The sequence below is a fragment of the Antarcticibacterium flavum genome (genome assembly GCF_006159205.1).
Taxonomy (GTDB): Bacteria; Bacteroidota; Bacteroidia; order Flavobacteriales; family Flavobacteriaceae; genus Gillisia; species Gillisia flava.
In genome coordinates this window covers 802747-815411 of sequence record NZ_CP040812.1, presented here as the reverse complement: position 1 = coordinate 815411, position 12665 = coordinate 802747, and the positions used below count along the sequence as shown (strand labels likewise).

The following is a 12665-nucleotide window of genomic DNA, read 5'->3' as shown; positions in this document are numbered from 1 at the left end:
AACAGTCTGGAATCCTAACTCTAGTCAGGTTAAAGAAGAATTTGGCAGGCTACGATATAAAAGTGTACAGGTTAAAGAAAAAATATACTCGCTACGATAAAAAAGTCCAGGTTCTAGACTCCAGCCTCTAGACTCTATAGGAGAAATATACTGGTTAAAGAAAAAACAAACTCGCTACGATAAACCAGTCCAGATTCCAGACTCTAGCCTCTAGACTCTCGAAGACAAAATCTACAACAAAACGAAACACAAAAACATGTTCCTCAACTGCCACACATACTACTCCTTACGCTACGGGACCTTCTCTGTGGAGGCGCTGTGCGGGTTGGCGCAAAAGTTTGAAGTGAAGGCACTGGCGCTTACAGATATCAATAATACTTCTGCCTGTATGAACCTGTTGAAGATGGCTCCTGAATATGGGATAAAGCCGCTGGTGGGCATAGATTTTCGCAATGGGGCGCAGCAGCAGTATGTAGGACTGGCGCGAAATAATGATGGTTTCAGGAAACTGAATGAGCATTTATCTGCCTACCTGCACCAGCAAAAAAACTTCAAAAATACCGCCCCGCCATTGGAGGACTGCTATTTTATTTATCCGCTGGAGCAGATGGAGCTTCAGAAGAGGACCACCTTCAGCGAGAATGAATTTATAGGCGTTTCCGTAGAGAGCCTAAGGAAGCTGAAATTTTCAAAATATCTCAGGTTTACCAATAAGCTCGTGCTGCTGCAAACAGTCAGCTTCCGCAATAAAAATGATTATAATGCGCACCGGCTGTTAAGGGCTATTGATAATAATATCCTGCTTAGTCAGCTTCCGAAAACCGAGCAGGGAGATTACTCGCAGCAAATGATAGCTCCGGAAGCAATTGCAACCGCTTTTGAAGATTATCCTTTTGTCCTGGAAAATACTGAAGCTATTATCCAGAATTGTAAAGTGGAATTCCCTTTTGGGAAAGATTCTGTTAACCGCAATCTGCAGATTTTTGGAAATGATCAACAGGCAGATGAGCAGCAACTGCGCCGGCTTACCTATGAAAGGATCCCGCGGCGGTATCCTGAAGCAGGACAAAATGTGCTGCACAGGATTGAGAAGGAGCTGGACGCTATTATTAGCCTGGGGTTCGTGTCTTATTTTCTTATTAACCTGGATATCGTGGAGTATGCCCGGTCAAGGAATTTTCCTTACATAGGACGGGGAGTGGTGCCAACTCTGTTGTGGCTTATATTCTTGGCATCACCAATGTAGACCCCATAGAACTCGACCTTTACTTTGAGCGGTTTATCAACGCCTTTCGTAATTCTCCGCCCGATTTTGATATCGATTTCTCCTGGAAGGACCGTAACGATGTCACCCAATATATTTTTGATAAATATGAGAATACCGCCCTTATGGGAACTTATGTGACCTTTAAACGCAGGGCGGTAGCGCGGGAACTGGGAAAGGTCTTCGGATTGCCGAAAGAACAGATCGACCGACTCTCAGCCGGGTATTTCAGCTATAATGATCTGGATGAAATGGAGAAGCTGGTGATACGCTACAGCTCGAAAATTGAAGGATTTCCCAATTACCTTAGCGTACATTCCGGCGGAATTATGATCCTCAATGATTCTGTTAATAACTACGCCGGTACTTTCCTGCCGCCTAAAGGGTTCAGGACGGTGCAAATAGATATGCATATTGCCGAGGATGTGGGCATTCACAAATTTGATATCCTGGCCCAGCGGGGGCTTTCCAAGATCACAGATTCCATTGAGATCATTAAACAAAATCAGCCCAATGCTTATATCGAAGATATTGAGAATATCAAGGTCTTTAAAGAGGACCCGGAGATCAATTATTTATTGAAAACCGGAGATTGTATGGGGGTTTTCTATATTGAATCCCCTGCAATGCGTGGCCTGTTCATAAAGCTGCAAACAGATAATTACCTTAACCTGGTCGCTGCCAGCTCTATTATTCGTCCCGGAATTTCGAGTGGCGGGATGAAGGAGGAGTACATCAAAAGGCATCGGGATCCCGAAAGACGAAAACAGGCGCACCCGGTGATGTATGAAATTATGGAAGATACTTATGGGGTAATGGTCTACCAGGAAGATGTGATGAAGATAGCCCACAAGTTTGCCCATCTGGATTTTGATGATGCAGATGTGCTTCGCCGGGGAATGAGCGGGAAAAAGAACCTGCAAAAGGATATGGAACGAATTGAACAAAAGTTTCACGAAAACTGCAGGAAGATAGGCCACCCGGAGCAGCTGGTGAAGGAGGTGTGGGACCAGATCGCCTCCTTTGCGGGCTATGCTTTTCCCAAGGGACACTCTGCTTCCTATGCGGTAGAAAGTTACCAGAGCCTGTATTTAAAACGCTATTTCCCGCTGGAATTCATGGTGGCTGCCCTCAACAACGGCGGCGGATTTTATGATGTGGAGACCTATATCCAGGAAATACGCAAATGTGGCGGGACCGTACATGCGCCGCATCTCAATAAAAGCGATCACCCTAATGTGATCTACGGTAAGGATATTTACCTGGGCTTTGGTTATATAAAGGAACTGGAGACAAAAGTGGTGCAGCGCATCCTTGAGAACCGGCAGTTCTATGGAGAATTTACCTCGCTGGATGATTTTATTGACAGGGTCCCCATCTCTATAGAGCAAATAAGTATTCTGCTGAAGATAAATGCCTTTAGGTTCACCGGCGAGGATAAGCATCACTTGCTCTGGAAAGCCCATTTTAAGCTGAATAAGACCAAAGCGATCGCCAACCAGGCGCTTTTATTCAAACCGCAACACCGGGATTTTGAACTGCCGCAATTTTCCTATTCCTTTTTGGTAGAGGCCTATGACCAGATGGAACTGCTGGGCTTCCCCCTTTGCAGCCATTTTGAATTGCTGAAGAATCCCTTGCAACCTTCTGTAAAGGCAAAGGATTTAAAGCGATATATAGGAAAGGAAGTGCGTATCTACGGGAATCTCATAACATCCAAAACCACACCTACGGTAAAAAGGGAATATATGTACTTTAGTACTTTTTACGATATGGACGGGGATATTTTTGATACCGTACATTTCCCGCAGGTGGCGCAAAAATATCCTATGAGGACCAAAGGAATTTATTTATGCAGCGGCAGGGTGGTAGATGAACTTGGGTATATTTCCATTACGGTGCAGTGGGTAGCGAGGCAGGAAACAGCGGGAGACCCGAGGTTGGAAAAAGCATATTGAGAATCAAGAAACAAGAGCCAAGAAACAAGAAACAAGAAACAAGAGCCAAGAAACAAGAAACAAGAGAAGAGAAAAGAGAAAAATTCCAAGCACTAAATTCCAAGCACCAAATTCCAAATTCCAAAAAAAAAATCACCGTAAACGGAAAACGGAAAACGGAAAACAGAGCTCAATCCCAAATAAAAACAAAAAAATCCCCACCAAAAAGTTACTTCTGCCAGGGAAAATTTAATTTTGTCTAACGTCTAACGTCTAACGTCTAACGTCTAACGTCTAACGTCTAACGTCTAACGTCTAACGTCTAACGTCTAACGTCTAACGTCTAACGTCTAACGTCTAACGTCTAACGTCTAACGTCTAACGTCTAACGTCTAACGTCTAACGTCTAACGTCTAACGTCTAACGTCTAACGTCTAACGTCTAAGGTCTAAGGTCTAAGGTCTAACGTCTAACGTCTAACTCCTAACTCGTTAGTCCTGTGGAGGAGTGATCATAATATGTGCACGATGAGTGCCGGGATCCATTAACCAGGGCATCCCGGGGTAGTGAGGTTTATCAGGCAGTCCTGTTGACTCTGTGGTGGCATAAGGGATGTAGATCACATAGCGGAATCTTCCATCCTTGAGCTCTCCGGTGTCGCGATCGTAATTGTCTTCTGTTCCGCTAAAAATGTAAGTCATACTTGGAGCATCCGGTAATTCAAGTTTACCTTCCTCTGCTTCCCGCTGCCTGATCTCCCTTTTTTCCATTTCTCCTTTTCCCTCAGCACTTAAAGCTCTTCCTCTTGCCATAAATGGTTCCAGCTTTTTGGAATAGCAGGAGACACTTATTCCTTCCCTGGTAGGGTCATCTGCCAGGCACACCATATTCCCTGTGCCTTCCCTTAGGACCACCATCTTCCCGTCACGATCATACCCATACACCTTAGCGGTTTCCCGCTGCTCTTCAGGTAAAGGTAATACGGCGGTTTTTATCTGGATTTCAGAGGATAGAATCCCTTTGTTTTGATCTTGTGCCCAGGCAGAAAAGCTAAGAATAACGGCTGCAAACAAGAATAGATGTTTCATGATTATTAAAATTGGTTGGTTTCCATAAAGATAGCAAAATAGATGCATAACTTATTGCAGGAACTATATTTTCCCTTGAGAACTATGAACTTTAATGCATAAAAAAAATCCGAAGAAGATCTTCGGATTTGTTACTGTGAAAATGCAGATTTTTAATACTGACTTTCACTTTCCTTTGCTTTCCTGCCCTGGAAGTTTGTATTCCCAGATGGCCGGCCGTTGTTATTAATATTGCCAAGCTGAGTGATAGCAATAATTCGCTGCCCGTAATTCCCAAGACGGGTAAGGTCATTCATTGCTTCTCTTTTTGAATTATAGATCCTGGCATCCTGGATCTTTCCGATTTTTGCCGATCTTGACTCCCCTGTAAAGCCGGCAAAATACCAGCCCTCCCTTTGTAATCTGATTAAGTATTTCATGGTTTTCTATTTATCAGGAAATTCCTCTGGTTGCAGGAGGGCCTTCCGGTGTTACTAAATCAATGGCGGGGGAACCATTTTTTATAAGGGAATTGTAGGGGTTTTCCCGTATACAGGGGTACGAACACTAAACTATTTCAGAAATACTTATTAAACAATTTTTTTATTTATGTTAACTTTTGTTTAACACCTTGTAAAAGAGAGATGTAGGAGCTTATTATTGATGATCATAAATTTCAAAAGATAGGGGGGAGGTCCTGTTCGCCGTCATTGCCATAAACCAGCTCAAGATAGTCCTCCTTGGAAAGGGCGCCAAAATAGTCCTCAATAATAACAGGTTCCAGCAGACTTGCTATTTCCGGTTTATCATAGCGGGCGCCAATAAATAGTTTCTCCAGGGTCTCAACCGGCTCTTTTCCGAAGAAATCTCCATAAATCTTAAAAGAGGTGATCTTTCCTTTTTCCACGAAGATCCTAAGATCGATCTCCCCAATTGGAAACCTTTTTACACGCTGGATATTAAATTTTGGAGAATTGCCAAAATTCCAGTCCCAGGTGCCGTATTTTTCTTCCTTAAGCCGGTGTACACCTTTCCATTCTTCTTCAGTTAACCTGTAGGTTTCAAAATCTTCCCTTTGTTCATAGAGCCCTTTAAGTATAAGTGAGCGAAATTCTTCAATATCCAGTTTCTTCTCAAGGAATTCACTAATGTTGGCCACCCTGCTTCTTACAGATTTATGTCCTTTAGACTGGATCTTACTCATTTTGACATTCAGTGCATTGGCAACTTCTCCCAATTCACTGTCCAGTAATAAGGTGCCGTGACTAAACATTCTTTTTCCTGTGGAAAATTGAGCGTTCCCCGAGATCTTCCTGTCATTTACCACAATATCATTCCTCCCTTTTAGCTCTGCAGGGACCTTCATATCATTGAGAATACTGATAACCGGCTGGGTGAACTTTTTGAAATTGTTAAGGCTCTTTACATCGTGATCTGTAATAAAGCTGAAGTTGAGGTTCCCAAAATCGTGATACACAGCACCCCCGCCCGACATTCTTCTTACCACGTGCAAGCCTTTCTCCTCCACATAATCCAGGTTGATCTCCTCCAGGGTATTTTGGTTGCGGCCAATAATGATGGACGGTTCATTGATATAGAATAACAAAAAGTCTGTTCCTGAATCAAAATTGCGCAGGGCGTATTCTTCAAGTGCGAGGTTCACACGTGGATCATTGATCCCTTCATTATCTATAAAGATCATAGTAAAGCTGTTATTTAATTTGGCACCTAATACAGGCTAGCCTAAAGATAAGATTTCCTATTTTATTCCCAATCCAGAAGGCGCTTTTCTCCCTCTATATTTTTAATATCGGTTATGTCCTGGGACATTTCTATAACCCCTCGATAGGCCTTGTTCTCATCGCGTACTGCGAAGTAACGTATGTATATCAACCTGCCTTTAAAATTTATCCAGAAGGAAGCTTCATTTTTATTACCTAAACGAAACTCTTCCAGTATCTTTAAGACCGTTCCCACGCTTTTTGGAGGATGACAAAATTTGACTTCCCGGCCGATGATCCCTGCGCTTCTGGGAAATACCCTTTCCTCCCCACGGTTATAAAAGATCACTTTATCATTCTCATCTACATAAGTAATATCCAGCGGCATAGTGCGAAGTAAAAGGTTCACCTGGTCTATGGTCATATAGCCTTCCTCATAATGGCTGGTATTCTCTGTGGAAAAGGATAATTCCCTTTTGGTATGATCCTGCGATGGATGAATATATTCCGGTTCCTTTGGAAAGGCTTTGGGTTCCTCTTTTAACATCCAGCCAATTTCTTCTTCTCCTTTTCGCACATTTATCCAATCCTTTTCGTTCAGGATTTCCAGTGCATTAGGGAAAAGGACAGTCTCTTCTGTAAGCAGTAATCTTGATATGCTGCTAATTAAATAAGAAAGATCCTCCTCGATTTTTACATATTCCCTTTCCTCGATCTTTTTACGAAGGATGCGGAATTGTTCCCGGATGGTGTCATGAAAAGACCACATATTTTTGGAGGGTCCGTTCCAGCCATGTTTTTCAAGGACAGGGAATAGCTGATTTTCTTTTCGCTCAAAACGCCGCTCTATACTCTGAAGCTCATTAAAGATGTTATAGAATTTCTGGTATTCCTTTTCAGGATCTGTAGCATTCATCTCGTTGAATAGCTGAAGGATCACCTCCTTTTCTTTATTATATATAGAGACAGGATGTCCCGGTGCCAGGTCGGTAGTAACAGGTGCTGAATTCATAGCGGGGTTTTAAATTAAGGCTACAAAGTAAGTAGGTAGAAATACGGGAAATTATGACTCTGGTCACATTTTAGTTCTTACGAATTTCCTTATTTCGCAGCGTTTTTTATTGGAAAGAGAAGACTTTTATGACAACTAAAGCTGGAAAAATGGAGCTTATGGCTCCTGCGGGTAATTTTGAAAGCCTGCAGGCGGCCCTTGATAACGGGGCAGATTCAGTTTATTTTGGGGTGGAACAGCTTAATATGCGCGCCCGGGCATCCATCAATTTTACTATGGACGACCTGCCGGAGATCGTTAAGAGGTGCGAAGCAAAGAATGTGCGAACATATCTAACTTTAAATACCATCATCTACGATCACGATCTATCTTTAATTAAGACCCTTCTTAATAAAGCGAAGGAGGCAGGAATTACAGCAGTGATAGCATCAGACCAGGCAGTGATCGCATCGGCTCGCGGAATTGGAATGGATGTACATATTTCTACTCAGTTGAATATCACCAATATCGAAACTGTAAAATTCTACAGCCTCTTTGCTGAAACTATGGTCCTCTCAAGAGAGCTGAGTCTTCGGCAGGTAAAGAAGATCACAGAACAGATAAAAAAAGAGAACATCACCGGCCCCTCCGGAAAGCTGGTCGAAATCGAGATATTTGGCCATGGTGCTTTATGTATGGCGGTTTCCGGTAAATGTTATCTTAGTTTGCATTCGCACAATTCTTCAGCCAACAGGGGAGCTTGTAAACAAAATTGCCGAAAGAAATATACGGTGATCGATCAGGAATCAGGTTTTGAGATCGAGATCGATAATGAATATATGATGTCCCCTAAGGACCTTTGCACCATCAACTTCCTGGATGAGGTAAAGGAAGCCGGGATACAGGTGTTAAAGATAGAAGGCCGCGGCCGTGCGCCCGAATATGTTGCCACGGTGACAAAAGCTTATCGTGAAGCTATAGATGCTCTTGAGGACGGTACTTTTTCAGAAGAAAAAGTTGATAAATGGATGGAGCAGCTAAGCACCGTCTACAACCGTGGATTCTGGAGTGGTTATTATCTGGGGCAAAAATTGGGAGAATGGAGCAAAACTTCAGGTTCGCAGGCCACTCAAAAAAAGGTGTACGTGGGCAAAGGAGTTCATTACTTTCCGAAGGCTAAAATAGCCGAATTCAAGATCGAAGCCTATGATATTAAAATAGGGGATAGGATCCTGGTGACCGGTCCCAGTACAGGAGCGCAGGAAGTGGTACTTCAGGAAATGCTCGTTAATGATAAAGAGATAGAAAGGGCAGCTAAGGGAGACAGCTGTACTATTAAGCTGCCATTCAGGGTTAGGATGAGTGATAAACTATACAAAATAGTGGAGGCCTAATGGTGGTGGTGACCCTGCAAAGGGAAAAATGTATTGGATGTAATTACTGCGTGGAACTTGCCCCGGAGCAGTTCCAAATGTCCAAAAAAGATGGGAAAAGCGTTTTGCTGAAGGCCATAAACAAAAAAGGATTCCACACCCTGAAATCCCCAGATCATTCTATTGCCGAAAATGCTGAAGCTGCCGCAAAGGCCTGTCCTGTGAATATTATTTCGGTGAGGGAGATTTAGAATAAAGCGTCTGTTACAGGTAAGAACCAAGAGACAAGAGACAAGAGACAAGAACCAGGACATATAAAGAATCTGGATGCTAGCCGTAGGTATGGCCGATTAAAAAACCGGTAACTGTTGAAATATTCCATCTTTTATTATATCGGTCGTACCTACGGCACTAAATACAGTGTGTGCGTTGATTCCCCGGAATAAATTCCGGGGTTACATTATCGGTCGTGCCGCTGGCACTATCAAGTGGGTGTTAAAAATCTCTTTCCTTGAGATCGTATTAAAATCCCGTTAGTCATGATCCATTTCGTAGCCCGGGGTTTGAACCCCGGGTATAATGAATACACACAGATAATAATGCCGTAGGTATGGCCGATTTAAAACCGGTAGCTGATGATATATTCTCCTTAAAAATATATCGGTTGTACCTACGGCACTAAATACTTTATGTGTGTTGATTCCCCGGAATAAATTCCGGGGCTACCTTATCGGTCATGCCGCTGGCACTTTGGGTTGAATGCAAAAGATTCCTTTTTGGAATTCGTAATAAAATGCCGTTAGGCCTGATCCATTTTGTAGCCCGGGGTTTCAACCCCGGGTATAATAAATACGACTGGATAAAAATGCCGTAGGTATGGCCGATTTGAAACCGGTAGCTGATGATATATTCTCCTTAAAAATATATCGGTCGTACCTACGGCACTAAATACAGTGTGTGCGTTGATTCCCCGGAATAAATTCCGGGGCTACCTTATCGGTCGTGCCGCTGGCACAATCAAGTGGGTGTTAAAAATCTCTTTCCTTGAGATCGTACTAAAATGCCGTTAGGCATGATCCATTTTGTAGCCCGGGGTTTCAACCCCGGATATAATAAATACGACTGGATAAAAATGCCGTAGGTATGGCCGATTTGAAACCGGTAGCTGATGATATATTCTCCTTAAAAATATATCGGTCGTACCTACGGCACTAAATACCGGGGGCGTTGATTCCCCGGAATAAATTCCGGGGCTACCTTATCGGTCGTGCCGCTGGTACTATCAAGTGGGTGTTAAAAATCTCTTTCCTTGAGATCGTACTCAAATGCCGTTAGGCATGATCCATTTCGTAGCCCGGGGTTTTAACCCCGGGTATAATAAATACGACTGGATAAAAATGCCGTAGGTATGGCCGATTTGAAACCGGTAGCTGATGATATATTCTCCTTAAAAATATATCGGTCGTACCTACGGCACTAAATACCGGGGGCGTTGATTCCCCGGAATAAATTCCGGGGCTACCTTATCGGTCGTGCCGCTGGCACTTTTAAAAAAGTGAAAAGGATTTTTTTTAGAAAAATACTAAAATGCCGTTAGGCATGATCCATTTTGTAGCCCGGGGTTTCAACCCCGGGTATAATAAATACGACTGGATAAAAATGCCGTAGGTATGACCGATATAATACCGGATTGAGAAGCACGGCAGATATTTGGTCTAATATGGAAGGATTATCCTCCATCTTCATATTTTAGCTCACCTCTCTTGCTGTAAGCTCAACCTCGTATGGAAATGCAAAACTTTCCACATCCTTTCCCTCCAGCCAATGCTTCCTGTCCTCTTTCCTGAGCACAACCGGCATCCGTTTTTTGTTGTTATGGATCTTACTCATTAGCTCATTGGCTTCAGTAGTAAGGATCGAATAAGAATTCACCAGCTCATTGGTTCCGGGATCTTTCCAGGAGGAGTAGATCCCCGCAAACGCAAATATTTCCTGCTCTTTTGGCAACAACAGGTACTTTTGTTTGTTTTTTCCAGCAGGATCCAGCCACTGCCATTCGTAGTATCCATCTGCAATTACCAGGCACCTGTTGTTCACAGAATTCCTGAAAGCAGGTTTTTCATCAACAGTTTCAATCTTGGCATTTAGAGTCATTTTCCTGATCTTATCATCCTTAGCCCAAAAAGGGATCAATCCCCAGTTGTACATTTGTATCTCACCCCGGTTTTCATCTGTAATTACCGGGGTTTTGGAGAAGGTAAACGCATTGATCTCTTCCATGGGAGTATATGCATCGGGCTCAATGAAGCGGCCTTCAAATGCCTTTTCAATCTCGCTTAATTTTGAATTGAGCTTTGTACGGTAACACATTTTTCTCTTTTATTTTTTTTAGCAGAAGGTCTTCTCCATAATAAATGTAGGAAAATTAAAACAAGTGCTTCTCACTGTTGCTCAAGAAAAAAAACCGGAATTTGGTGGAATTTTACTATTTTAGGATTTTGTTAACAGGAACAAGCGATAAGGCGCAGCATTTTCGCCGATTTTCCTTCGTTATAGCCGAAAATACCGGGAAGAAATCAAACCTTACTAAACCAGGTTATTCTTCGCTTTTTTGGTGAATTCAATTAAATATCAATTTAAACTAAAATATGAAAAGAAGAAGTTTTGTTCAATTAGCAGGTTTGGGAGCCGGTGCGATGATGATGCCGTCCCTTCTCCTGGGTAACAATATTCCGGTGGAGGCATTGATGGATCCGGGTATGGATGTCGCGGTCAAGAAAAGACTGGCCGATGTCGCATTGAATACCGCCAGATCTTTAGGAGCGTCTTATGCCGATGCAAGGATAGGAAGATATCTTAACCAGTTTATTTCTACCCGGGAAGATAAGGTGCAAAATGTAGTAAACACAGAATCCTTCGGAATCGGAATTCGTGTGATCGCCAACGGCACCTGGGGGTTTGCATCTACCAATGATGTAACAGAGGAAGGGATTAAAAAAGCAACAGACCAGGCAGTGGCTATTGCAAAAGCCAATGCGATGATCCAAAAAGAGCCGGTGGTGCTTGCGCCCGTGGAGGCTTACGGTGATGTTTCCTGGAAGACGTCAATCAAAAAGGATTTTAAGGAAGTTCCGGTTTCAGAAAAAGTGGAATTGCTGCTGAAGGCTAATGCCGCTGCGATGGATAACGGAGCCAACTTTGTGAATTCCAACCTGTTCATGGTGAATGAACAAAAATATTTCGCTTCTACTGAAGGTTCTTATATAGACCAGGATATTCACCGTATCTGGCCCACTTTCGGGGTAACCGCCATAGACAGGCAGGCCAATAAATTCAAGTCCAGGGATGCGATGAGCGCCCCTATGGGAATGGGATATGAATATCTCGACGGGCTGGATTCTGAAAAACTGGAAGGCCCTTCAGGATTAAGATTATACAGAAACAGCTATGACATTGTTGAAGACGCGACCCTTGCAGCCAAACAGGCTAAGGAAATGCTTTCCGCAAAATCTGTTGAACCGGGGAAATACGACCTTGTTCTTGAACCAAACCATTTAGGGTTGACCATTCACGAATCTGTTGGCCACCCGCTGGAACTGGATCGTGTACTTGGTTATGAAGCCAATTATGCCGGTACAAGTTTCGCCACCCTTGATAAATGGAAATCTGGCGACTTCCAATATGGAAGCGATATTGTAAACCTTGTTGCCGATAAAACTCAGCCGCACTCCCTTGGAGCAGTGGGGTATGATGATGAAGGTGTGAAGACCAAGCAATGGGATCTTGTTCGCAATGGAATTCTTACAAATTACCAGGCGATAAGAGACCAGGTGCAAATGATAGACCAGAATGAATCTCACGGTTGCTGTTACGCCCAGAGCTGGAATGATGTACAATTCCAGCGGATGCCTAATGTTTCCCTGGAACCGGGAAAAGAAAAGTACTCCATCAATGATATGATAAAGGATGTGGAGAAAGGAATCTATATTGCTGGCAGGGGATCTTATTCCATTGACCAGCAGCGATACAACTTCCAGTTTGGAGGTACAGTATTCTATGAGATCAAAAACGGCGAGATCGTGGGAATGCTGGATGATGTAGCTTACCAGTCCAATACCCAGGAATTCTGGAATTCCTGCTCAAAGATATGCGATGAAAGCGATTATCGCATGTTCGGATCTTTCTTTGATGGGAAAGGCCAGCCTTCACAGGTAAGCGCAGTTTCGCACGGTAGTTCCACCACCAGGTTTGATGGTGTAAATGTCATCAATACAGGTCGTTCGGTTTAATAACAGGTTCACTAAAAGAAAAA

The 12665-nt window shown here is 43.1% G+C and carries 9 protein-coding genes and 1 pseudogene; 5 read left to right on the top strand and 5 right to left on the bottom strand.

The features are described 5' to 3' along the window. The first annotated feature begins 256 nt into the window (after nucleotides 1-256). Together FHG64_RS03500 and FHG64_RS03495 are read left to right on the top strand one after the other, a co-directional pair. Nucleotides 257-3222: pseudogene (locus FHG64_RS03500) on the top strand (DNA polymerase III subunit alpha). After that, a complete protein-coding gene (locus FHG64_RS03495) occupies nucleotides 3219-3464 on the top strand; it encodes a hypothetical protein (RefSeq protein ID WP_139065106.1) in 246 nt (81 codons plus the stop codon). Before FHG64_RS03500 ends, FHG64_RS03495 begins: the two are co-directional and overlap by 4 nt. 228 nt (nucleotides 3465-3692) lie before the next feature. Here FHG64_RS03495 and FHG64_RS03490 read toward each other — a convergent pair whose 3' ends face one another. From FHG64_RS03490 to FHG64_RS03475, 4 genes are all read right to left on the bottom strand, one after another. After that, nucleotides 3693-4289, bottom strand: a complete 597-nt coding sequence (locus tag FHG64_RS03490) for a hypothetical protein (RefSeq protein WP_139065105.1) — start codon at nucleotides 4287-4289, stop codon at nucleotides 3693-3695. Nucleotides 4290-4441: 152 nt separating this feature from the next. Then, nucleotides 4442-4708 (bottom strand): hypothetical protein, encoded by a 267-nt coding sequence (locus FHG64_RS03485; RefSeq protein ID WP_139065104.1) that lies wholly within the window; start codon nucleotides 4706-4708, stop codon nucleotides 4442-4444. Between the two features lie 236 nt (nucleotides 4709-4944). After that, nucleotides 4945-5970, bottom strand: coding sequence for a lipoate--protein ligase (locus tag FHG64_RS03480; protein WP_139065103.1), 1026 nt, complete (start codon nucleotides 5968-5970; stop codon nucleotides 4945-4947). A gap of 62 nt (nucleotides 5971-6032) precedes the next feature. Further along, a complete protein-coding gene (locus FHG64_RS03475; RefSeq protein WP_139065102.1) occupies nucleotides 6033-7001 on the bottom strand; it encodes a DUF438 domain-containing protein in 969 nt (322 codons plus the stop codon). A 128-nt stretch (nucleotides 7002-7129) separates the two neighbouring features. On the opposite strand from FHG64_RS03475, the gene FHG64_RS03470 reads away from it, so the two are divergent. After that, on the top strand, nucleotides 7130-8374 hold the full coding sequence (locus tag FHG64_RS03470) for a peptidase U32 family protein (RefSeq protein WP_139065101.1): 1245 nt from the start codon (nucleotides 7130-7132) through the stop codon (nucleotides 8372-8374). Beyond that, a complete protein-coding gene (locus FHG64_RS03465; RefSeq protein WP_139065100.1) occupies nucleotides 8374-8604 on the top strand; it encodes a ferredoxin in 231 nt (76 codons plus the stop codon). Before FHG64_RS03470 ends, FHG64_RS03465 begins: the two co-directional genes overlap by 1 nt. 1498 nt (nucleotides 8605-10102) lie before the next feature. On the opposite strand, the gene FHG64_RS03460 is transcribed toward FHG64_RS03465, so the two are convergent. Then, a complete protein-coding gene (locus FHG64_RS03460) occupies nucleotides 10103-10723 on the bottom strand; it encodes an SOS response-associated peptidase (protein ID WP_139065099.1) in 621 nt (206 codons plus the stop codon). Between the two features lie 278 nt (nucleotides 10724-11001). Between FHG64_RS03460 and FHG64_RS03455 the strand changes: the two genes are divergently transcribed. Beyond that, nucleotides 11002-12642 carry a TldD/PmbA family protein gene (locus FHG64_RS03455; RefSeq protein ID WP_139065098.1) on the top strand — a complete coding sequence of 547 codons (1641 nt, stop codon included), beginning with the start codon at nucleotides 11002-11004 and terminating at the stop codon, nucleotides 12640-12642. Nucleotides 12643-12665 lie beyond the last annotated feature (23 nt).

Coding starts and splice junctions, on each gene's coding strand:
- FHG64_RS03460 (WP_139065099.1), bottom strand. CDS start 10,723: ATGTGTTACCGTACAAAGCTCAATTCAAAATTAAGCGAGATTGAAAAG.
- FHG64_RS03465 (WP_139065100.1), top strand. CDS start 8,374: ATGGTGGTGGTGACCCTGCAAAGGGAAAAATGTATTGGATGTAATTAC.
- FHG64_RS03470 (WP_139065101.1), top strand. CDS start 7,130: ATGACAACTAAAGCTGGAAAAATGGAGCTTATGGCTCCTGCGGGTAAT.
- FHG64_RS03475 (WP_139065102.1), bottom strand. CDS start 7,001: ATGAATTCAGCACCTGTTACTACCGACCTGGCACCGGGACATCCTGTC.
- FHG64_RS03455 (WP_139065098.1), top strand. CDS start 11,002: ATGAAAAGAAGAAGTTTTGTTCAATTAGCAGGTTTGGGAGCCGGTGCG.
- FHG64_RS03480 (WP_139065103.1), bottom strand. CDS start 5,970: ATGATCTTTATAGATAATGAAGGGATCAATGATCCACGTGTGAACCTC.
- FHG64_RS03485 (WP_139065104.1), bottom strand. CDS start 4,708: ATGAAATACTTAATCAGATTACAAAGGGAGGGCTGGTATTTTGCCGGC.
- FHG64_RS03490 (WP_139065105.1), bottom strand. CDS start 4,289: ATGAAACATCTATTCTTGTTTGCAGCCGTTATTCTTAGCTTTTCTGCC.